The sequence below is a fragment of the Microbacterium sp. K41 genome (assembly GCF_004794395.1).
GTDB lineage: Bacteria > Actinomycetota > Actinomycetes > Actinomycetales > Microbacteriaceae > Microbacterium > Microbacterium sufflavum.
Genome location: NZ_SSDO01000474.1, coordinates 1 through 20231, shown reverse-complemented (window position 1 = coordinate 20231; position 20231 = coordinate 1). Strand labels below are relative to the sequence as shown.

Here is a 20231-nt window from a genome sequence, read left to right as displayed (position 1 = left end):
CCGTGATGAGAACACGATCCCGAGCCTGGTCGAACCTGCTCTACGTGCTTCCCGCGATCATCCTGATCGGGGTGTTCGTGTACTACCCGCTGGTCGCCAACGCGGCCTTCGGCTTCTTCTCCTTCAGCGCCGGCGCCGGTGAGATGCGCTTCGTCGGCCTCGACAACTTCGCCCGCCTGCTGTCGGACCCCGTGATCGCGACCGCTCTGGGCAACAACATCCTGTACGCGGTCGTGTCGATCGTGTGCCAGGTGCTGGGCGCTCTCGTGATCGCGGCCTGGCTCACCCGGCTGCTGGGACCGCGCATGGGCGCGTTCCTGCGGAGCGTCTACTTCCTCCCCGCCGTCATCTCCATGACGGTGATCGCGCTGCTGTTCACGTTCGTCTACAACGCCCGTGGCGGACTGCTCAACGCCCTGCTGGAAGCCGTCGGGCTCGGCGGCCTGCAGACCGCGTGGCTCGCCGACGTCGACACGGCCATGGGGGCGGTCATCGGCGTCTCGCAGTGGCAGAGCATCGGCTACGTCTGCATGCTCTACGTCGTGGCGCTGCAGCAGATCCCCGAGGAGTACTACGAGGCGGCTTCGCTCGACGGCGCCGGCCGCATCCGCCAGTTCTTCAGCATCACCGTGCCGCAGGCCAAGGAGATGATCTTCGTCGCCATGATCCTCACCGTCTCTGGGGCCTTCACGGTCTTCAACGAGCCCTACATCCTCACCAAGGGAGGCCCGGGCAACACCACCCAGGTGCTGGCGACCTACATGTACAACCAGGGCTTCTTCCAGAACCAGATGGGCTACGCCTCGGCCATCGCCAGCCTGATCTTCGTGATCACCCTCGTGCTGTCGGTCGTGCAGATGGTGTCGTTCCGAAGCGGGAGGGACTGAGATGAGCGGCACCCGGCTCCGTCCGGCGGAACGTCTCCGCCAGGTCCCCGTCCACCTCGTCCTCGTGATCTACGCCGTCGTGATCGCCTACCCGCTGCTGTGGATGGTCATCTCGTCGTTCAAGTCGTCGTCCGAGATCTTCACCGACCCCTGGGGACTGCCGTCGGTCTGGCTCGTGCAGAACTACGCGGCCGCCTGGGACCGCGGCATCTCCGACTACTTCGTGAACTCGGTCGTCGTCACGATCGTCTCCACGGTGGCCACGGTGGCGATCGCGGCACTGTGCGCGTACGGCATGGTGCGACTGTCGAGCCGGATCGCGAACATCGTGCTGATCGTCGCCATGGGCGGCCTGGTCGTCGCACCGCAGGTGAGCCTGATCCCGCTGTACCGGCTGCTGGACGCGATGGGCCTGCTGAACACCTCCTGGGCGATGATCCTGCCCTACGTGGCGTTCCGGCTGCCGATGGCGATCCTCCTCATCCGGTCGGTGTTCCTCGGGATCCCGCGCGAGCTGGAGGACGCCGCGACCATCGACGGCTGCCGCTCGTTCGGCGTCTTCCGCCACGTCTACCTGCCGCTGAGCGCCTCGGTGCTCACCACGGCCGCCGTGCTGACGGGCTACTTCGCCTGGAACGAGTTCCTCTTCGCGATCGTCTACATCGACGCCGATGCGCTGCGCACCATTCCCGCCGGACTGATGTCGTTCCGGGACTCGCTGTCGACCGAATGGGGGGTGCTGCTGGCAGGACTGACGATCGCCGCCCTCCCGATCGTGGTGCTGTTCCTCGCACTGCAGCGCTACTTCGTGGCGGGCGTCGCGGCGGGGAGCGTGAAGGGATGACCATGGACGCGGATGACCTCCGCACCGCGCTCGCCGCGGTGCCCCCGCCCTCGCTCGTCGGCGTGGGTGACAACGTTCTCGACTGCTACCTGCACGAGGACCTCGCCTATCCCGGGGGCAACGCCCTGAACGTAGCCGCCTACAGCCGGCTGTTCTTCGGGGGGAGCGCCGCGTTCGTGGGCATCATGGGCGACGACCGGTTCGCCGACCACGTGCGCGGCGTGCTCGACGAGATCGGCGTCGACGCCACCCGGGTCCGTCGTGTGCACGGCGCCAACGGGATGGCGTTCGTCGCCCTCGACGACGACGGCGACCGGCGCTTCGTGGCCTCCAACCGCGGCGGGGTGCAATCCGAGCTGCGGCTGCGGCTGAGCGAGGTCGACCACGAGTATCTCGCCCGCTTCGCCCGCGTGCACACGTCGGTGTACTCGTCGCTGGAGCCGGAGCTGCCCGCCATCGCCGAGCGCGGGACGCGGGTGTCGTTCGACTACTCCGACGACGCGTCACCCGAGGTGATCCGCAGCACGGCACCGCACGTCGACGTCGGCTTCTTCTCCGGGGGCGGACTCTCCGATGCCGAGGTCGAGGAACTGGGCCGCTACGCCGTGCGCTGCGGCATCGGGTCGGCCGTGGTCACCCTGGGCGCCCGCGGATCCCTCGCCTTCGACGCGCAGTCCGTGCATCGCACCGGCATCCGCCCGGTCACCGCGGTCGACGCCCTCGGCGCGGGCGACGCGTTCCTCACCGGGTTCCTCGCGGCGCGGGCCGCCGGCGCCGACCTCGGCGACTGCCTCGACGTCGCCGCGACGAGCGGGGCGCTCGCCTGCACCCTGCGCGGTGCCTTCGGATACCCTGTGCATGCCGGGGACGACGCGCGAGCGCAGATGCTGCGCCACTATCCGGCGCCGGAGAGGAGGGCTTCGACGTGACTCAGCTGTCGCCGGGGGTGGGCTCGACGCCGCTGCACGAGCAGGTCCGCGGGCTGCTCCTGCGCGAGATCGACGCGGGCACCTACGGCGAAGGGGAGCGGTTGCCGTCCGAGCCGGAGCTGTGCGAACGCTTCGGCGTCAGTCGCATCACGGTGCGTCGCGCGGTCGCCGATCTGGAGAGCCTCGGCATCGTGCGACGGCAGCAGGGCCGCGGCACGTTCGTGGCGCCGCGCCGCGAAGTGATCGGAGCCATGACGCTGGGCGGATTCGCCGACACGGTCGTCGCCGACGGCGTCAAGTCCCGTCGCATCATGCGCGCCGAGACCGTCCCCGCCGACGAGAAGCGCGCGCGCCGTCTCGGCGTGCAGGTGGGTGACCCGGTGTTCCGTCTCGTGCGCGTCTTCGCCCTCGACGACATCCCGCTGTCCATCGACGACAGCCGGTACTCCCTCACCCGCTTCCCCGAATTCGACCGGCACATCCGCGACGACACCTCCACCTACCAGGTGCTCCGCGACGTCTACGGCGTGGAGTTCTCGGAGATGTACCGCGAGATCGACGTGGGGTTCACGAACGCGCAGACAGCGGAGTGGCTCGCGCGCCCCGAGCACGATCCGCTCATCGTCATCCGCAAGCGTGCTCTCGACCGCTCCGGCGAGATCGTGCACACCTCCCGGGTGAAGGTCGTCCCCAGCCGGATGACGTTGAACATGGTGGCGCGATCGAAGGACTGACGGTCGCGAGGGCGTCCGGTGTCCACCCCCTCGGTAGGATCGAGGGGTGGCAGTCAACCAAGATCTGATCGGCCGGGAGTTCCCGCCGACCGCCCCCTATCTGGTCGGCAGGGAGAAGGTGCGCGAGTTCGCGCGCGCCGTCTTCGCCGACGCCCCGCAGCACACCGACGTCGAGGCGGCCCGCGCAGCCGGCTACGCCGACGTGGTCGCCCCGCCGACCTTCGCGATGGTGATCCAGGACCTCACGCTCCAGCAGCTGCTGGGCGACGAGAACGCCGGGATCGAGCTGTCGCGCACGGTCCACGCGGAGCAGCGGTTCCGCTACTCGCGGCCGATCGTGGCGGGCGACGAGCTCACCGCACAGCTGCGGGTCACCGGCATCCGCATGATGGGCGGCAACGCCATGATCACGAGCGAGACCGAGATCGTCGATGACGAGGGTGCGCACGTGGTCACCGCCACCACCGTGCTGCTCGTCGGCGCGGAAGAGGGAGAGGACGCCTGATGGGCTTCACCGTCGGAGACGTGGTCGCCGAGCGCACCGTGCACCTCACCCGCGAGTCCCTGGTGCGCTACGCCGGTGCCTCCGGAGACTTCAACCCCATCCACTACCGCGACGACGTGGCCGCATCGGTCGGGCTCCCCGGCGTGCTCGCGCACGGCATGCTCACGATGGGCATCGCCTCGTCGGTGGTCGTGGCCGCCCTCGACCCCGCCACCCGCATCGTCGACTACGGCGTGCGCTTCACCAAGCCCGTCGTGGTCGACCCGGTGGACGGTGCCGACATCCATGTGGCGGCGACGGTCGGCGCGGTCGACGACGACACCGCGCGGATCGACCTGAAGGTCACGTTCGACGACACGAGCGTGCTCGTCAAGGCGCAGCTGCGCGTCGCCGTCCGATGAGAGAGGTCGAACCCCTGCGGCTGGCCGAGCTCACGACGCTGCGCACCGGCGGCGCCCCCGAGCGCATGTTCGACGCCACCACGACCGAGGGTCTCGTCGAGGCGCTCCGCGAGACCTGGGAGCGGGGCGACCCGTGGCTGGTGCTGGGCGGCGGCTCCAACCTCTTCGTGGGAGACGAACCGTTCGACGGCACCGTCATCCGCGTCCGCACGACCGGGATCGAGGAGCTCCACTCGCCGCATGCGGGTCGTATCCGGCTGCGCGTGCAGGCGGGCCACGGCTGGGATGACCTCGTCGCCTACGCGGTCGAGCACGGGTACGCGGGCCTAGAGGCAATGAGCGGCATCCCGGGGACCGTCGGTGCGTCTCCCGTGCAGAACATCGGCGCCTACGGCCAGGAGATCCAGGAGACGCTGGTCGAGGTCGAGCTGATCGACGAGTCCACGGGTGAGATCTCGACCGTGCCCGCGGCGGAGCTCGGGCTGGGCTTCCGCACCTCGGTGCTCAAGCATCACCACGGCAGCGAGCCGCAGCGCCGCGCCGTGATCCTGTCGGTGACGGTCGACCTGCTGGTCGCGGGGGAGCGGGTGGTGCGCGGTGAGCAGCTGCGTCGCGCGCTCGGGCTGACCGACGACGCGCCGGTGCCGCTGACCTGGGTGCGGGAGCGCATCCTGGCGACCCGCGGGTCGAAGGGCATGCTGCTCGACGAGCACGACCCCGACACGCACGGCGTCGGCTCCTTCTTCCAGAACGCGATCGTGACGGCTGCGCAGGCGCGCACGCTGCCCCCGGAGTGCCCGCGCTGGCCGGTGGCCCCCGACCTCGACGCCGTGACGGTCATCCCGCTCGCGTCGTACGACGGGTACGTGCCGCCGACCAGGGCCGAGGCGCCCGACGTGAAGGTGAGCGCGGCCTGGCTGATCGAACATGCGGGTATCCGCAAGGGCTTCAAGCTCCCGCGGTCGCGCGCCTCGGTCTCCACCAAGCACGCCCTCGCCCTCACCAACCGCGGTGGGGCGACCGCGGCGGAGGTCGCGGAGCTGGCGCGGTTCATCCAGAGCCGCGTGCACGCCGAGTTCGGGCTGGTGCTGCAGCCGGAGCCGGTGCTGCTCGGCGTCGACCTCTAGGGCGTCCGACCCGCGTCGTACACTCGCCGCATGAGTGGACTGATCCCGTACCTGCTGTTCCCCGGCACCGCCGCCGAAGCTCTCGGCCACTACCGCGACGTGTTCGGGGGTGAGTTGCAGCTGATGGACTACGCGCAGGCCGGTCGCCACGACGGTCCTGGTGACGCCGTCGCGCACGGGCAGCTCAGCGGCGGCCCGGTCGAGCTCGCCGGAGCGGATGCGGGCGCCGACGACGACGCGGTGCAGATGAGCGGCATGTTCCTGTCGCTCCTCGGAACGGCGGATGCGGCGACCCTGACGCGCTGGTTCGGTGAGCTCGCCGCCGGCGGGCGCGTGATCGATGCGCTGCAGCGGCGGCCGTGGGGCGACCACGACGGAACGCTCGTCGACCGCTACGGCATCCGTTGGCTCATCGGCTTCCACCCCGAGGACTGACCCGCCCGCAGCACCGGGACAGACGACGAGACCCGCCCGGCCGGGGGCGGCGGGGCGGGTCTCGGGGTGTCGGTCAGGAGAACAGTCGCTGCAGGCGCTGCACGCCCTCGAGGAGCTGCTCGTCGCCGAGCGCGTACGACATGCGGATGTAGCCGGACGGGCCGAACGCCTCGCCGGGCACCACGGCGACCTCGGCCTGGTCGAGGATGAGGTCGGCGAGCTCCAGCGACGTGGTCGGGGTCACCCCGCCCCACGTGCGACCGAGCAGGCCCTGCACATCGGGGTACACGTAGAACGCGCCGAGCGGGTTGGGCACCACGAGGCCGTCGATCTTCGACAGCTCCGACACGATGAGGCGACGACGCCGGTCGAACGCCTCGCGGAACTGCTCGGCCTCGGTCTGCGGGCCGTTGAGCGCCGCGATCGCCGCCTTCTGCGCCACGTTGTTCACGTTGCTGGTGAGGTGCGACTGCAGGTTGCCGGCGATCTTGATCGCGTCGGCCGGGCCCACCATCCAGCCGACCCGCCACCCGGTCATGGCGTACGTCTTGGCGACGCCGTTGACGAGGATCGTCTGGTTCGCGGCCTCGGGCACGGCCTCCACGATCGACGTGGCCTTCACGCCCTCGTAGGTGAGGTTCTGGTAGATCTCGTCGCTGATGATCCAGATGCCGTGCTCGACGGCCCACTCGCCGATGGCCTTCGTCTCCTCGGCCGTGTACACCGAGCCGGTGGGGTTCGACGGCGACACGAACACGAGCACGGTGGTGCGCTCGGTGCGCGCCGCCTCCAGCTGCTCGACCGTGACCTTGTACTCCTGGTCGGCGCCCGCGAACACCTCGACCGGCGTGCCGTCAGCGAGTCGGATGGCCTCGGGGTACGTGGTCCAGTACGGGGCGGGCAGCAGCACCTCGTCGCCCGGGTTCACGACGGCCTGGAAGGCCTGGTACACCGACTGCTTGCCACCGTTGGTGACGATGACCTGGCTGGGCGACACCTCGAGTCCCGAGTCGCGGAGCGTCTTGGCGGCGATGGCCTCGCGCAGTGCGGGCAGTCCGGGGGCCGGGGTGTAGCGGTAGCTGGCCGGGTCGGCGAGGGCCTCGGCGGCGGCGTCGACGATGAACTGCGGCGTCGCGAAGTCGGGCTCGCCCGCCGCATACGAGATGACGGGCTTGCCCTCGGCCTTGAGGGCCTTCGCCTTGGCATCGACCTTGAGCGTCGCGGACTCGGCGATGGCGGACAGTTTGCGGGAGAGAGGAGCGCGTTCGGTCACGGTTACGAGCGTACTCGCGTCGCCACGGCGGTCGACATGTGGAGACCGGCCAAGATCCGCGGTTCTTTCGGGTCGGGAAGGTCAGTCCGCGAGGCCGTGGGCGCGGGCGACGGCCTCGAGCGTGATGCGTCCGCCCTGGACGTTGAGCCCCTTCGCCAGCGCCGCGTCCTCGGCGGCCGCGCGCTCCCAGCCCTTGCCCGCGATCGCGGACACGTAGGGCAGCGTGGCGTTGGTGAGGGAGCGGGTCGCCGTCGTGGGAACCGCTCCCGGCATGTTCGCGACGCAGTAGTAGATGGAGTCGTGCACCGCGAAGGTGGGGTCGTCGTGCGTGGTGGGCCGCGAGCCCTCGAAGCAGCCGCCCTGGTCGATCGCGATGTCGACCAGCACCGAGCCCTTCTTCATCCCGGCGACCATGTCGTCGGTCACGAGCTTCGGCGCGGCCGCCCCGGGGATCAGCACCGAGCCGATCACGAGGTCGGCCGTGGCGAGCTCCTCGGCGATGTCGTAGCGGCTCGACGCGCGGGTCTCGAGCGCGCCGCCGTACCGGTGCTCGAGCTCGCGCAGGCGCGGCAGGGAGATGTCGACCACCGTGACCTTCGAGCCGAGGCCGAGCGCGTTGGCTGCCGCGTGCTCTCCGGCCACGCCGCCGCCGATGACGACCGTCTTGGCGCGCGGTGTCCCGGCGATCCCGCCCAGCAGCATGCCGCGGCCGCCCTGCGACCGCAGCAGCGAGTACGAGCCCATGGTGACCGAGAGGCGTCCGGCGATCTCGCTCATGGGGACGAGGAGGGGAAGCGATCGGTCGGGCAGCTGCACCGTCTCGTACGCGACGGCCGTGGTCCCCGCGGCCACGAGGGCGTCGGTGAGCGGGCGGTCGGCGGCCAGGTGCAGGTAGGTGAACAGGGTGAGATCGTCGCGCAGGAAGCCGTACTCCGCGGCGACGGGTTCCTTGACCTTGATGAGCAGGTCGGCCTCGCCCCAGGCCTCTTCGGCGGAGTCGACGATCTCGGCGCCCGCCGCGCGGTAGTCGTCGTCGGCGATGCTGGAGCCGATGCCGGCCCCCGACTGCACGAGCACGCGGTGGCCCTCGTGCACCAGGCGATCCGCGCCCGCGGGAGTGAGGGCGACGCGGTTCTCGTTGTTCTTGATCTCGGTCGGGACGCCGATCTTCATCGATCCTCCTGGTCTCGGGGTGCGTAGGCGCAGACCAGAATCGCAGAAACGTCGAGGAAGGGACAGATTTGATGAAGGCAATTCGGCCATCGCGAGAATCCTGAATAATGCTTCGTATGGCCACCACGTCTTCCGCCCCCGAGCCGAACAGCGTTCGGGCACCGGCGCTCGACCAGACCGATGCCCGCATCGTGCAGCTGCTCACCGTCGACGGCCGCATGACCAACGCCGAGCTCGCGGCGCGCCTCGGCGTCGCGCCCTCCACCGCGCACGCCCGGTTGCGCGCCCTCGTCGACCGCGGCGTGATCACCGGCTTCCACGCCAGCGTCGACGAGCGGCAGCTGGGCGCGGGACTCCAGGCGATCATCGGCGTGAGCCTGCGCCCGAGCGCCCGGCGCGAGAGCATCATGGAGTTCGCCGACCGGGTGCGCGCCCTGCCGCAGGTGATCCAGGTGTTCTTCCTGGGCGGCGACGACGACTTCCTGCTGCACATCGCGGTCGCGGACTCGTCGGAGATGCGCGAGTTCGTCCTGGAGCACCTGTCGGCGCAGAGCAGCGTCGCCTCGACCCGCACGAGCATCGTGTTCGACTACCACCGCAACTCCGTGGCCGCGCCGTTCCACTGATCGGGGGTCAGGAGCGCACGGAGCGGAGGACCAGGGCGAGCCGTGCTGCGGCCTCCTCCACCAGTGCGTCGTCGAGGTTGCCGTAGCCCAGCACGAGTGCCTCGAACGGTGTGACGCCTCGACGCGGAACCCGGCGAAGTCTGATCCCCGCCGTACGAACCGGGGACTCAGGTCTCGAAGGACGACGGCACCGCGCAGTAGTCCGCGAAGCGGCGGGCGGGGTGCGCGGGATCCGTGAGGTCGACCAGGGCGTTCGCGGCCGTGTGCGGCGGCTCCTCCCCGGCGAGCTGCCAGAGCACGGAGTTCCACAGGCCACGCGCCGTGGGCGACACCACCGCGGCCGGACCGGAGACGAGCAGGATGGTGCCGTCCGCACTGCCGGTGCGGAACGGTGTGATGATGAGGGCACGCAGCGCCGTCTCGTCCACCGCGGTGAGGTGCACGCGCTCCACCGTCTGGTCCGCGGCGGTGAGCGCGGTGGCGAGCGCATCGGCGGCGAGGCGCGACCGCTCGGTATCGGCTCCCGCGACCGCGAACAGCCGGCGGCCGCGCGGATACAGGTGCAGGAACTCCTCGGCGATGCCGGTCCACACGTCGCTCATGGGTCCAGGCTACGCCCGCACCGGACGCCCGGGGCCGCGGCGGACGCACCGGTGCCGCGGGCCTCTCGACCCGCGGCACCCGTGTCCCGCGCTCAGTCCTCGTCGATCAGGAAGCGGCTGTACGCGCCGAGGGTGAGGAACGCGGGGAACTCCTCCTGCAGGGCGACCTCGCGGAAGACCTCGGCCGCGTCGTCGAAGCGGTCCCCGTCGCGGCGGTCCACCCCGTCCAGCACCTCCGCGATCAGCCCCTTCACGTACTCGGCCGTGATCGGGGTGCCGTCCTGCGTCGTGCGGTCCTGGTGGATCCACTGCCACACCTGCGACCGGCTGATCTCGGCGGTCGCCGCGTCTTCCATGAGGTTGTCGATCGCCACCGCTCCGAGCCCGCGCAGCCACGCCTCCAGGTAGCGGATCGCGACCGACACGTTGTCGCGCACGCCCTGTGCGGTGATCGGCCGCCCGATGTGCAGGTCGAGCAGGTCCTCGGGAGTGACGTGCACCTCGGGGCGCTGCCGGTCGACCTGGTTCGGACGGTCGCCGAGCACCGCGTCGAACTCGGCCTGCGCCGTGGGGATGAGGTCGGGGTGGGCGACCCAGGTGCCGTCGAAGCCGTCGCCGGCCTCGCGCTTCTTGTCGGCCGACACCTTCTCCACCGCGCGCGCCGTGACCTCGGGATCGCGGCGGTTGGGGATGAAGGCGCTCATGCCGCCGATCGCGAAGGCCCCGCGCTTGTGGCACGTCTGCACCAGCAGCTCGGTGTACGCCCGCATGAACGGGACCGTCATCGTCACCTCGCTGCGGTCCGGCAACACGAACCGGGCTCCGCGCCCGCGGTAGTTCTTGATGATGGAGAAGATGTAGTCCCAGCGACCGGCGTTGAGGCCCGCGCAATGGTCGCGCAGCTCGTACAGGATCTCGTCCATCTCGAACGCGGCGGGCAGCGTCTCGATCAGCACGGTCGCGCGGATGGTGCCGTGCGGGATCCCGACGTACTCCTCACTGAAGGAGAACACGTCGTCCCACAGCTTCGCCTCCTCGCTGGACTCGAGCTTGGCGAGGTAGAAGTACGGCCCGCGGCCGCCGTCGATCAGCGCCTGCGCGTTGTGCAGGAAGTAGAGGCCGAAGTCGACCAGCGAGCCGGAGGCCGAGGTGCGGCGGCCGGCGCGGTCGATGAACCCGATGTGCTTCTCGGGCAGGTGCCAGCCGCGCGGGCGCATCACGATCGTGGGCGTGCGCTCGGCGGTGACGCGGTACTCCTTGCCCTCGGGGGAGGTGAAGGACAGCTCGCCGCGGATGGCGTCGCGCAGCGACAGCTGCCCCTCGATCACGTTCTTCCAGGTGGGGCTCGTGGCGTCCTCCTGGTCGGCGAGCCAGACGCGGGCGCCAGAGTTGAGGGCGTTGATGGTCATCTTCGGGTCGGTGGGCCCGGTGATCTCGACGCGGCGGTCCTCCAGCCCGGGCCCGGCACCCGCGACGCGCCAGTCGGCGTCGGCGCGGATGTGCGCGGTGTCGTCGCGGAAGCGCGGGTCGTGGCCGTTGCCGATCTCGAAGCGGCGGCGCAGGCGGTCGGCCAGGCGGTCGTGGCGGCGAGAGGCGAAGCGGTGGTGCAGCTCGGTGAGGAAGGCGATCGCCGCGGGGGTGAGGATCTCGTCGTAGCGGTCGCGGATCGGTCCGGTGACCTCGATCGCAGGTCCCTGCCGGGTCGTCGGGATCGGGGCGGTGGTCGGGGGAGCGGTGGGAGTGGTCATGATGCGGATCCTTTGCAGAGGTGGGGATCAGTGGAACTGGGCGGCCTCGGTGGAGCCGGCGAGGGCCAGGGTCGCGCTGTCGGGGTTGAGCGCGGTGGAGATCACGTCGAAGTAGCCGGTGCCCGCCTCGCGCTGGTGCTTGGTGGCGGTGTAGCCGTCGGCCTCGGCGGCGAACTCGGCCTCCTGCAGCTCGACGTAGGCGCTCATGGCGCGCTCGGCGTAGCCGCGGGCGAGGTCGAACATGGAGTGGTTCAGGGCGTGGAAGCCCGCCAGCGTGATGAACTGGAACTTGTAGCCCAGGTCGGCCAGCTCCTGCTGGAACGTCGCGATCTCGGCGTCCGACAGGTGGCGCTTCCAGTTGAAGCTCGGGGAGCAGTTGTAGGCCAGGAGCTTGCCGGGGAACTCGGCGTGGATCGCCGCGGCGAACTCCCGGGCGAGCTCGATGTCGGGCTCACCGGTCTCGACCCACAGCAGGTCGGCGTAGGGCGCGAAGGCGAGCCCACGGCTGATGACCGATTCGATGCCGGGACGGATGCGGTAGAACCCCTCGGTCGTGCGCTCGCCGGTGGTGAACTCCCGGTCGCGCTCGTCGACGTCGCTCGTGAGCAGGTCGGCGGCCAGGGCGTCGGTGCGGGCGATGATCACGGTCGGCACCCCGGCGACGTCGGCCGCGAGTCGCGCCGCGTTCAGCGTGCGGATGTGCTGCTGCGTGGGGACGAGCACCTTGCCGCCCAGGTGACCGCACTTCTTCTCGCTCGCGAGCTGGTCCTCCCAGTGGATCGCGGCGGCGCCGGCCTGGATGAGCGACTGCGCGAGCTCGTAGGCGTTGAGAGGCCCACCGAATCCGGCCTCCGCGTCGGCGACGATCGGGGCGAGCCAGTCCTGCGTGATCTCGCCCTCGGCGTGCTCGAGCTGGTCCTGCCGGAGCAGCGCGTTGTTGATGCGGCGGACCACGGCGGGCACCGAGTTGGCGGGGTAGAGCGACTGGTCGGGGTAGGTCTGCCCGGCGAGGTTGCCGTCGGCGGCGACCTGCCACCCGGAGAGGTAGATGGCCTTGAGCCCGGCCCGCACCTGCTGCACGGCCTGCCCGCCGGTGTAGGCGCCGAGCGCGCGGACGTAGTCCTCGGTGTGCAGGAGGTTCCACAGGTTCTCGGCGCCGCGGTGCGCGAGGGTGGCGTCCTCGCGGACCGAGCCGCGGATGCGGATGACGTCGTCGGCGGAGTAGGTGCGCTCGACGCCGTCCCAGCGAGGGTCGGTGTCCCAGATCTCCTGGAGCTCCGCTGCCGTCTGAACCTGGTCGCCGGCGCGCAGGCCGGCGGGGCGCGGGGTGGGGTTCGATGCGGTGTTCGTCATGGTGTCTCCTCGGATGGAACCGGCGTCGGTGCCGGTGGCGTGGTTCCACTCTGTGTGAACTTCGGCGCTCTTCTCGGCCGATCGAAGGAGAAATTTGCCCTTCTTTCTGTTTTCGTGACAGAATCCCCGCCATGACCAGCACCGAGGCCGCAGAAGACACCGACGCCCTCACGATCGGGCGACGGATCCGTCAGCTGCGCACCGCTCAGGGGATGACCCTCGAAGAGCTCGCGACGGCGGTGGACCGCGCTCCCAGCCAGCTGTCGATGATCGAGACCGGCAAGCGCGAGCCCAAGCTCTCGCAGCTCCAGGCGATCGCGCGAGCGCTCGGGGTCACGATCGACGCGCTGCTGGAGGGCGAGCCGCTCGACGAGCGCAGCAGCCTGGAGGTCGCGCTGGAGCGGGCGATGAAGGGCCAGACGTTCCGGGCGCTCGGCATCGATCCGTTCCGCATCGCGAAGACCGTGCCGACCGACGCGCTGAAGGCGATGCTCGCGCTCCACGGCGAGATCGACCGGCTGCGGGACGAGCGGGCGGCCACGCCGGAGGAGGCGCGGCGGGCGAACGTGGAGCTGCGGCACCTGATGCGGAGGCAGGACAACCACTTCGCCGACCTGGAGGCCAAGGCGTCGGAGATCCTCGCCGCGGTGGGGCACCCGGGCGGACCCCTCACGCAGCGGACGGCCTCGGAGATCGCCGCCTACCTCGGCTTCACGCTGCACTACGCCCCCGACCTGCCGCAGACCACCCGCAGCGTCGCCGATCTCGCCCACGGACGGCTCTACCTGTCGAGCAGCGTCCCGGCCAAGGGTGATGCGCGGACGGCGGTGCTGCAGGCGCTCTCGAGCCGGATCCTCGGGCACGCCGAGCCGCGCAGCTACGCCGAGTTCCTGCGGCAGCGCGTCGAGACGAACTACCTCACGGGCGCCCTCCTCATCCCGGAGGCTCACGTCGTGCCGACGCTCAAGGACGCGAAGCAGCGGCGCGCGATTTCGATCGAGGACCTCCGCGACGCCTACTCCGTGTCGTACGAGACGGCCGCGCACCGCTTCACCAACCTCGCGACACGGCACCTCGACATCCCGGTGCACTTCCTCAAGGTGCACGAGTCGGGCACCATCACCAAGGCGTACGAGAACGACGACGTGAACTTCCCGACCGATCGGCTGGGCGCGATCGAGGGACAGTTGTGCTGTCGACGGTGGACCTCGCGGGTCGTGTTCGACGAGGACGACCGCTTCAACCCGTACTACCAGTACACGGACACGGGCAACGGGACCTATTGGTGCACGGCCCGGGTCGAGGCGTCGAGCGAGGGGCTGCACTCCGTGAGCGTGGGGGTGCGGTTCGACGACACGAAGTGGTTCGTGGGCCGCGACACCCCGCACCGCGGCGTCTCGAAGCACTCGGTCGAGGTGTGCTGCCGCCGTGCCCCCGCGGAGCTGGAGGAGCGGTGGCGCGAACAGTCGTGGCCCAACGTGAAGACCCCGCGCACGCTGCTGGCGACCCTTCCCACCGGCGCCTTCCCCGGCGTGGACACCACCGACGTGTACGAGTTCCTGGAGGCCCACGCGCCGCGGTGACCCCGCTCGGTACGCTCGGTCGATGAGCAGTGCTGTCTTCCCCGGTCCCCTCGGCCCGATGCCCGAGGCGGGTGCCGCCGCGGTCCTGTGGATGCCCCCGCAGGCGGATGCTCCGGGGCCGGTCCGGTTCGTCGACGGCTTCGAGCCTTTCGCCGAGTTCGCGCGGGGCCACGAGGTCGACCCCGCGCTGCTCGCCGTCGATCTCGGGGCGACGTGGGACTTCGTCGCCGGTCATCCTGAGGTCCTCGAGAGCGAGACGCTGGCCGCGGGGGCGGCGCGGTTCGTGGGGAACGTCATCGCGGTCGTGCACCCGGCCGCGACATGGCGGATGACGAGTGAGCCGGAGATCGGGACCAACACCCTCTCGATCCCGGTCGCCGGTCTCGTGCAGGGGATGGTGCAGCAGCCCGGCCAGCGGGATGCGTTCCTGCAGATGCTCGCTCCGTGGGAGCAGGACGACATCGATGATGCGGAGATGAGGGCGCTGTCCGCGGAGGATTCGGCTCCCGCGGTCGTCGTCGTCCCGGCGCGCGCGTATGTCCGGCCTGCTCTCCCGATCCTGACCTTCCACGACGACCGCGGCGAGGGAACCCCCTACGGGCACCGCTGGCCCGACGGCATCGCGCCGGAGGAGTCGTACTCCCGGGAATCCCACCCGGAGCGCTTCGCACCGCTGTCCCTCGTGGTCGACGCGCTCATCGAGCACCTCCGTCGCGAGTACGAGGTCGAGGTGCGGCGAGAAAGGGGGGAGGGCGGAACCGAGCACGTCGTGCTCGAACCGGCGCGCGGTGCGCAGATCACGATCACGCCGGGCGTTCCCTCCGTCCGCATCGATGCGGGTGCCCACTTCCACGCGATCGTGCCGTCGTGCATCTGCGATGCCTGCGACGAGACCGCCGAGACCGCGGCGGACGAACTGGAGCGGATCGTCCTGTCGGTCGCCGCCGGGGGCTTCCGGGAGAAGTACCCCGTGGGTCGCCGTGCGTGGCTGTACACGGAGATCCGGTCGCCGGACGGCGAGCGGCGGGAGAGCAGCTCCGGTCCTGCGCCGGAGATGCCCGCCGAGGCGCGAGAGCGCGCGGCCGCCCTGCTGCGCGGGCTCGACGACGGCTGGTGGCCCGCCTGGCCGCTCCGCTCCCTCCCTGCCTGACCCCGCCCGACCCCGGCCCCACCTCCGCCCGTTCGTGCCCCGTATGCACGACGGTGTTCCGCGTGCACGACGCGACGGTCGGGAGAGTCGTGCGCCCGTCGCCCGATCGTGCAGGGCGAACTTAGTTTGATCTTGCTTAGTCAAGATTGACTATGTTACTTTCATCGAGCCATCAATGACGAACGGCCGAGAAGGGACCCTCATGGCTACTTCCTCTGCGGAAACCCGATTCCGCACCACTGCCACCCTGACGTGCGTTCTCGCCGCCACGCTGACGCTCGGAGCATGCTCCGCGCAGACGCCGGGCGGCGATACCGCCCCCACGAGCGCAGACGGATCCGACGCCTGCCAGCGCAACCAGGACGCCGGCACCATCACCTACATCTCCGGCTACGGCTACTCCGCCAGCGCCGGGCAGCTCGACGTGTTCCTCGCGAAGGAGCTCGGCTACTTCGACGACCTCTGCCTCGATGTCGAGATCAACGCCTCCGGCGCGAACGGACAGCAGCTCGTCGCCTCCGGTCAGGCGCAGTTCACCGCCCTCGGCTCCGCGTCCGACGTGATGCTCGCCGCCGCCAACAGCAAGAACCTCACGGCCGTCGCGACCTACGGCACGACCCCGCCGTTCTCGATCTTCGGCAACGAGAAGCTCGAGGACCTCACCGACCTCGAGGGCGGCTCGCTCGGCTACTTCATCAACCTCACGCCCATCGCCTCGGCCATGCTCGACGAGGCCGGCGTCGACGTGTCGAAGGTCGAGATGGTGAAGATGACCAACTACGACCCCACCGTGGTCGTGCGCGAGCAGGTCGACGCGATCGTCGGCTACGCCTCCAACCAGCCGCAGACCCTCAAGGCGCAGGACCTCCCGTTCAGCGAGTTCCTGCCGTCCGACCTCGGCGTCGAGGGCACCTACAACGTGATGGAGGTGAACTCGCGTTTCCTCGACGAGCACCGCGAGGTCGCCGCCGACTTCCTGCGCGCGAGCCTCAAGGCACTGCAGTTCTGCCTCGACGAGTCCGACGAGTGCATCGACATGCTCGCCGAGCTGGCGGAGGAGAACGGCCAGGGCGCCGCGTTCCCGCGCGACCAGCTCGCCCGCACGTGGGAAGTCGAGTCGGCCTGGGTGCGTGAGAGCGCGGGCGGCAACCCCGGCGTGCAGACCGAGGCCATGTGGGAGCCCGAGTACGAGATCGTGCAGGAGTACGGCGACGTGAAGAACCTGCCCGCGATCGCCGACATGATGGACCCCGACCTGGTGGCCGACCTCTACGACGGCGACGAGCTCATCTGGACGGCGAAGTGATGACCGCGGCCACGGGCGCCGGCGTCGAAGTGCGCAACGTCTCGAAGTCGTTCGGGGTCGACGGAGCCAAGGTCACCGTGCTCGACGACGTGAGCCTCACGATCGGCATGGGCGAGTTCGTGTCGGTGATCGGCCCGAGCGGCTGCGGCAAGTCGACGCTGCTCAAGGTCGTCGCCGGGCTCCTCGACGCCGACTCGGGCACCGTGACCATCGACGGCGAGAGCGTCACCGCGGCATCCCGCGACAAGAAGATCGGCCTCGTGCCGCAGTCGCCCGCCCTGCTTCCGTGGAAGACCGTGCGCGAGAACGTCGAGCTCCCCGTGCGGATCAACCGCGGGGCGAACGGCGACCGCGCCCTCCGCGACCCCGCGGACCTGCTGTCGACCTTCGGCCTCGGGCATGCCCTGAAGAAGTACCCCGGGCAGCTGTCCGGCGGCATGCAGCAGCGCGCCGCGATCGCCAGGGCCTTCGTGTTCGACCCGGCGATCATGCTGATGGACGAACCGTTCTCGGCCCTCGACGAGATGAACCGCGATCTGCAGCGCATCGCCCTGCTGGACTTCTGGCAGTCCAACCGCAAGGCCGTCATGTTCGTCACGCACTCCGTGCCCGAGGCCATCATGCTCTCGGACCGGATCGTGGTGATGGCCGCCCACCCCGGGCGCATCGCCGAGGTGATCGACGTGAACCTGCCGCGGCCCCGCACCGAGGAGGCGTACGCCACCGACGAGTTCCGCGACCTGGAAGCAGTCGTGCGCGGTGCGCTGCGCGCGCAGACGGAGAAGGCCCATGTCTGAGCTGACCATGAGAGACACCACCGCCACCCTCGCCACCGCGCGCCTGCGCGAGACCCCCCGCCGCGGCGTCCCGTCGTGGCTGCGCTGGGGATCGTGGCTGCCCACCCTCATCACCTTCGTGATCGCGGCGCTGCTGTGGCAGATCGTCGCATGGACCAACCCCTATGTGCTGCCCACGCTGGAGGCGATCGGAGGAAGCCTCGTCGACGACGCGGGCATGTACTGGTCGAACTTCCTGGTGACGCTGCTCGAAGTGGTGGTCGGCGCCTCGGCCGGCATCCTCGCCGGGTTCCTGCTGGCGGTGGTGATGGCCGAGTTCCAGATCATCGAACGGGCCGTCATGCCGCTCGTGATCATCGTGATGGTCACGCCGATCGTCGCGATCGCCCCCGCGCTGGTCGTCGCGTTCGGCTTCGGCATGGTGCCGAAGTTCATCGTGACCGGGCTGGTGGTGTTCTTCCCGATGCTGGTCAACTCGCTCGCCGGACTCCGCGACGTCGACCAGAAGGCGCTCGACGTGTTCAAGACCCTGCACGCCTCGCGGTGGGAGATCTTCCGCGAACTGCGATTCCCGGGCAGCATGCCCTACGTCTTCGCCGGGCTGCGGATCGCCCTGCCGCTGGCCGTGGTCGGAGCCGCGGTCGCGGAGTTCGTCGCCGCCGGGCAGCAGGCCGGCCTCGGCTCGCTCGTCACCACCTCCGCCGCACAGGCGAACCTCCCCGTCACCTGGGCCAGCATCGCGCTGCTCTGCCTGCTCGGCGTGCTCCTGATCGTGCTCCTCGCGGTCGTGCGCAAGCGCGTCCTGTGGTGGAGCGACGGCGAGGTCACCGCCAAGGGCTGACCCGGCCCCACCCGCCCCGGGGGTGCGCCCCCGCCCCCGGGGTTCCCCCGGCGTGCCCGGACACCCCACGACGACACCACCCACCCACAAGGAAGGCACCCGCCATGACCGATCACCCCGTGAAGCAGCTGCGCCTCGGCCTCTTCGAGAACGCGCAGGCGAACGACTCCGGCACTGCGACCTGGCGCCACCCGGACAACGGGCGCTACCTCTTCGACCGACTCGACTACTGGCGCGACACCGCGCGCATGGCGGAGGACGCGGGCTTCGATTTCCTGTTCCTCGCCGACGCGTGGGGGTGGGCCGACGTCGCGGGCGAGCGTCCCGACATCTGCTCGATCGAAGGCCTCGACCTGCCGCGACTCGACCCCGCCGTGCTCCTCGCGGCTCTCATTCCGCAGACCACGCGCCTCGGACTCGTCGCCACCGGGTCGACGCTGCTGGAGCCGCCCTACGCGTTCGCGCGGCGCATGGCCAGCCTCGACATCCTGTCCGGCGGGCGCATCGGCTGGAACGTCGTCACGACCGGCACCGCCGACACCGCCGTGCAGGGCTTCGGGGTGCCGATGGTCGGGCACGACGAGCGCTACCTGATGGCCGACGACTTCATGCAGGTCGTGTACAAGCTGTGGGAGCAGGCGTGGGAGGAGGGGGCGCTCGAGCGCGACAAGTCCGGCCGCTTCGCCGACCCGGCCAAGGTGCACCGCATCGCGCACGACGGCCCGTACTTCCGCTCGCACGGCTACGGCAACACGCAGCGCTCGCCGCAGGGCACCCCGGTGCTGTTCCAGGCGGGCGCGTCTCCGGCCGGCCGCGAGTTCGGCGGCAAGCACGGCGAGGCGATCTTCGTCGGCAGCGGCTCGGTCGAGCAGCTCCGCGGCCACGCGACCGCGATCCGCGAGGAGGCCGTGAAGAACGGCCGCGCCGCGCACGAGGTCAAGATCATGTCCGCGTTCGCCGCCGTCGTCGGCAGCACCGAGGAGGAGGCTCGTCGCACGTACGCCGAGGTCGCCGACGCCCAGAACCCCGAGGTCACGGTCGCCTCCTACGCCTGGTTCACCGGCCTCGACCTGTCGTCGTACGACCCGAGCACGCCCATGTCGGAGCTGAGCACGGAGCTGTCGCAGACCCAGGTCGCGCGCTTCGCCGACAAGACCGTGGGCGACGTGCTGGGCGACTGGCACGCGCACGGCGTCGGCGCCCGCCCGCTCGTCGGCACCCCGGAGCAGGTGGCCGACCGGATGATCGCGCTCGCCGACGGTGCCGACCTCGACGGCTTCCTGTTCGCCCCGGTCATCCCGCCGGCGTCCACGAAGGACTTCATCGAGCATGTGCTGCCGATCCTGAAGGAGCGCGGCGCGATCGCCGAGCCGTCCGACGAGCCGCAGTCGCTGCGCGAGCGGCTGATGGGAACCCCGACGCCCGCCCTGGCCGAGTCGCACGTGGGTTCGACGTACCGCCGGTCGATGGCGCGTGTCTGACGAGCTGTCCGGCGTCGCTGTCGTGGGGAGCGCGAACCTCGATCTGGTGGTCGAGGTGTCGCGCCCCCCGCGCATCGGCGAGACACTGCTGGGCCGCGCCGGCGGCCGTTTCGCGGGCGGCAAGGGTCTGAACCAGGCGGTCGCCGCGGCCCGCAGCGGCGCGCCGACGCGGTTCTGCGGTGTGGTCGGGACGGACGAGGGCGCCGGGCTGCTGGAGCGCACGCTCGTCGACGCCGGGGTCACCTCGGCCCTGCGCCGCTCGGATACCGCCCCGACCGGGGTCGCGCACGTGCTGGCGCTGGAGGGCGGCGACAACAGCATCATCGTCGCGGCCGGCGCGAACGCGGAGCTGTCGACGGAGGATGCGGTCGCCGCGGTCTCCGGCGCCGCCGTCGTGCTGGCGCAGCTCGAGGTGCCGGTGCCCGCGGTGTCGGCG

The 20231-nt window shown here is 70.5% G+C and carries 21 protein-coding genes; 16 read left to right on the top strand and 5 right to left on the bottom strand.

The genetic code is table 11. From position 1 onward, the window contains the following. Positions 1-5: 5 nt before the first annotated feature. From DW309_RS15575 to DW309_RS15540, 8 genes are read left to right on the top strand one after another with little or no spacing between them, the layout of a single operon-like run. Complete coding sequence (locus tag DW309_RS15575; protein ID WP_136028925.1) at positions 6-887, top strand: carbohydrate ABC transporter permease; 882 nt, start codon at positions 6-8, stop codon at positions 885-887. Between the two features lies 1 nt (position 888). Beyond that, positions 889-1731: a carbohydrate ABC transporter permease gene (locus DW309_RS15570; protein WP_136045897.1), complete on the top strand. Its 843-nt coding sequence runs from the start codon at positions 889-891 to the stop codon at positions 1729-1731. Further along, the gene (locus tag DW309_RS15565; protein ID WP_168387301.1) at positions 1728-2660 is read left to right on the top strand and encodes a PfkB family carbohydrate kinase; all 933 of its coding nucleotides are present in this window, start codon (positions 1728-1730) and stop codon (positions 2658-2660) included. The genes DW309_RS15570 and DW309_RS15565 overlap by 4 nt, the downstream gene beginning before the upstream one ends. Then, complete coding sequence (locus DW309_RS15560; RefSeq protein WP_136028931.1) at positions 2657-3394, top strand: GntR family transcriptional regulator; 738 nt, start codon at positions 2657-2659, stop codon at positions 3392-3394. Before DW309_RS15565 ends, DW309_RS15560 begins: the two co-directional genes overlap by 4 nt. A 46-nt stretch (positions 3395-3440) precedes the next feature. After that, positions 3441-3899, top strand: coding sequence for an FAS1-like dehydratase domain-containing protein (locus DW309_RS15555; protein WP_136028932.1), 459 nt, complete (start codon positions 3441-3443; stop codon positions 3897-3899). Further along, on the top strand, positions 3899-4300 hold the full coding sequence (locus tag DW309_RS15550) for a MaoC/PaaZ C-terminal domain-containing protein (protein ID WP_136045895.1): 402 nt from the start codon (positions 3899-3901) through the stop codon (positions 4298-4300). Before DW309_RS15555 ends, DW309_RS15550 begins: the two co-directional genes overlap by 1 nt. Then, positions 4297-5427: a UDP-N-acetylmuramate dehydrogenase gene (locus DW309_RS15545; protein ID WP_136045894.1), complete on the top strand. Its 1131-nt coding sequence runs from the start codon at positions 4297-4299 to the stop codon at positions 5425-5427. The genes DW309_RS15550 and DW309_RS15545 overlap by 4 nt, the downstream gene beginning before the upstream one ends. Before the next feature lie 30 nt (positions 5428-5457). Then, positions 5458-5862: a VOC family protein gene (locus DW309_RS15540; protein ID WP_136028939.1), complete on the top strand. Its 405-nt coding sequence runs from the start codon at positions 5458-5460 to the stop codon at positions 5860-5862. A gap of 73 nt (positions 5863-5935) precedes the next feature. Here the strand turns inward: DW309_RS15540 and DW309_RS15535 are convergent, their stop codons facing one another. Both DW309_RS15535 and ald read right to left on the bottom strand, forming a co-directional pair. Then, the gene (locus DW309_RS15535) at positions 5936-7135 is read right to left on the bottom strand and encodes a pyridoxal phosphate-dependent aminotransferase (RefSeq protein ID WP_136028942.1); all 1200 of its coding nucleotides are present in this window, start codon (positions 7133-7135) and stop codon (positions 5936-5938) included. Positions 7136-7216: 81 nt separating this feature from the next. Beyond that, positions 7217-8308: an alanine dehydrogenase gene (gene ald, locus DW309_RS15530; RefSeq protein ID WP_136028944.1), complete on the bottom strand. Its 1092-nt coding sequence runs from the start codon at positions 8306-8308 to the stop codon at positions 7217-7219. Between the two features lie 107 nt (positions 8309-8415). Between ald and DW309_RS15525 the strand changes: the two genes are divergently transcribed. Then, positions 8416-8934, top strand: a complete 519-nt coding sequence (locus DW309_RS15525) for an Lrp/AsnC family transcriptional regulator (protein WP_136045893.1) — start codon at positions 8416-8418, stop codon at positions 8932-8934. A gap of 167 nt (positions 8935-9101) precedes the next feature. Here DW309_RS15525 and DW309_RS15520 read toward each other — a convergent pair whose 3' ends face one another. The 3 genes from DW309_RS15520 to aceA all read right to left on the bottom strand — a co-directional run bounded on the left by DW309_RS15520 (position 9102) and on the right by aceA (position 12637). Continuing rightward, entirely contained in the window at positions 9102-9536 is a 435-nt protein-coding gene (locus DW309_RS15520) for a hypothetical protein (RefSeq protein WP_136045892.1), read from the bottom strand. A gap of 92 nt (positions 9537-9628) precedes the next feature. Then, positions 9629-11284, bottom strand: coding sequence for a malate synthase A (gene aceB / locus DW309_RS15515; protein WP_136045891.1), 1656 nt, complete (start codon positions 11282-11284; stop codon positions 9629-9631). Between the two features lie 27 nt (positions 11285-11311). Beyond that, positions 11312-12637 carry an isocitrate lyase gene (gene aceA, locus DW309_RS15510; protein ID WP_136029610.1) on the bottom strand — a complete coding sequence of 442 codons (1326 nt, stop codon included), beginning with the start codon at positions 12635-12637 and terminating at the stop codon, positions 11312-11314. Between the two features lie 131 nt (positions 12638-12768). On the opposite strand from aceA, the gene relB reads away from it, so the two are divergent. From relB to DW309_RS15475, 7 genes are all read left to right on the top strand, one after another. After that, on the top strand, positions 12769-14220 hold the full coding sequence (relB, locus tag DW309_RS15505; RefSeq protein ID WP_136045890.1) for a type II toxin-antitoxin system RelB family anti-toxin: 1452 nt from the start codon (positions 12769-12771) through the stop codon (positions 14218-14220). A gap of 22 nt (positions 14221-14242) precedes the next feature. Further along, complete coding sequence (locus DW309_RS15500; RefSeq protein WP_136045889.1) at positions 14243-15370, top strand: DUF6226 family protein; 1128 nt, start codon at positions 14243-14245, stop codon at positions 15368-15370. Positions 15371-15572: 202 nt separating this feature from the next. Then, positions 15573-16676, top strand: coding sequence for an ABC transporter substrate-binding protein (locus tag DW309_RS15495; RefSeq protein WP_240753263.1), 1104 nt, complete (start codon positions 15573-15575; stop codon positions 16674-16676). After that, the gene (locus tag DW309_RS15490; protein ID WP_136045887.1) at positions 16676-17473 is read left to right on the top strand and encodes an ABC transporter ATP-binding protein; all 798 of its coding nucleotides are present in this window, start codon (positions 16676-16678) and stop codon (positions 17471-17473) included. Before DW309_RS15495 ends, DW309_RS15490 begins: the two co-directional genes overlap by 1 nt. Next, the gene (locus DW309_RS15485; protein WP_136029600.1) at positions 17466-18314 is read left to right on the top strand and encodes an ABC transporter permease; all 849 of its coding nucleotides are present in this window, start codon (positions 17466-17468) and stop codon (positions 18312-18314) included. The genes DW309_RS15490 and DW309_RS15485 overlap by 8 nt, the downstream gene beginning before the upstream one ends. Before the next feature lie 104 nt (positions 18315-18418). After that, the gene (locus DW309_RS15480) at positions 18419-19795 is read left to right on the top strand and encodes an NtaA/DmoA family FMN-dependent monooxygenase (RefSeq protein ID WP_136036595.1); all 1377 of its coding nucleotides are present in this window, start codon (positions 18419-18421) and stop codon (positions 19793-19795) included. Then, positions 19788-20231 (top strand): PfkB family carbohydrate kinase (locus DW309_RS15475; RefSeq protein ID WP_240753261.1); only part of this gene is annotated, 444 nt, incomplete at its 3' end. The genes DW309_RS15480 and DW309_RS15475, both read left to right, overlap by 8 nt.

Bases quoted from the DNA above. Each gene is read 5' to 3' on its own strand.
- DW309_RS15575 (WP_136028925.1), top strand. From the start codon at position 6: ATGAGAACACGATCCCGAGCCTGGTCGAACCTGCTCTACGTGCTTCCC.
- DW309_RS15570 (WP_136045897.1), top strand. From the start codon at position 889: ATGAGCGGCACCCGGCTCCGTCCGGCGGAACGTCTCCGCCAGGTCCCC.
- DW309_RS15565 (WP_168387301.1), top strand. From the start codon at position 1,728: ATGACCATGGACGCGGATGACCTCCGCACCGCGCTCGCCGCGGTGCCC.
- DW309_RS15550 (WP_136045895.1), top strand. From the start codon at position 3,899: ATGGGCTTCACCGTCGGAGACGTGGTCGCCGAGCGCACCGTGCACCTC.
- DW309_RS15545 (WP_136045894.1), top strand. From the start codon at position 4,297: ATGAGAGAGGTCGAACCCCTGCGGCTGGCCGAGCTCACGACGCTGCGC.
- DW309_RS15540 (WP_136028939.1), top strand. From the start codon at position 5,458: ATGAGTGGACTGATCCCGTACCTGCTGTTCCCCGGCACCGCCGCCGAA.
- ald (WP_136028944.1), bottom strand. From the start codon at position 8,308: ATGAAGATCGGCGTCCCGACCGAGATCAAGAACAACGAGAACCGCGTC.
- DW309_RS15525 (WP_136045893.1), top strand. From the start codon at position 8,416: ATGCTTCGTATGGCCACCACGTCTTCCGCCCCCGAGCCGAACAGCGTT.
- DW309_RS15520 (WP_136045892.1), bottom strand. From the start codon at position 9,536: ATGAGCGACGTGTGGACCGGCATCGCCGAGGAGTTCCTGCACCTGTAT.
- aceB (WP_136045891.1), bottom strand. From the start codon at position 11,284: ATGACCACTCCCACCGCTCCCCCGACCACCGCCCCGATCCCGACGACC.
- aceA (WP_136029610.1), bottom strand. From the start codon at position 12,637: ATGACGAACACCGCATCGAACCCCACCCCGCGCCCCGCCGGCCTGCGC.
- relB (WP_136045890.1), top strand. From the start codon at position 12,769: ATGACCAGCACCGAGGCCGCAGAAGACACCGACGCCCTCACGATCGGG.
- DW309_RS15500 (WP_136045889.1), top strand. From the start codon at position 14,243: ATGAGCAGTGCTGTCTTCCCCGGTCCCCTCGGCCCGATGCCCGAGGCG.
- DW309_RS15495 (WP_240753263.1), top strand. From the start codon at position 15,573: ATGGCTACTTCCTCTGCGGAAACCCGATTCCGCACCACTGCCACCCTG.
- DW309_RS15490 (WP_136045887.1), top strand. From the start codon at position 16,676: ATGACCGCGGCCACGGGCGCCGGCGTCGAAGTGCGCAACGTCTCGAAG.
- DW309_RS15485 (WP_136029600.1), top strand. From the start codon at position 17,466: ATGTCTGAGCTGACCATGAGAGACACCACCGCCACCCTCGCCACCGCG.
- DW309_RS15480 (WP_136036595.1), top strand. From the start codon at position 18,419: ATGACCGATCACCCCGTGAAGCAGCTGCGCCTCGGCCTCTTCGAGAAC.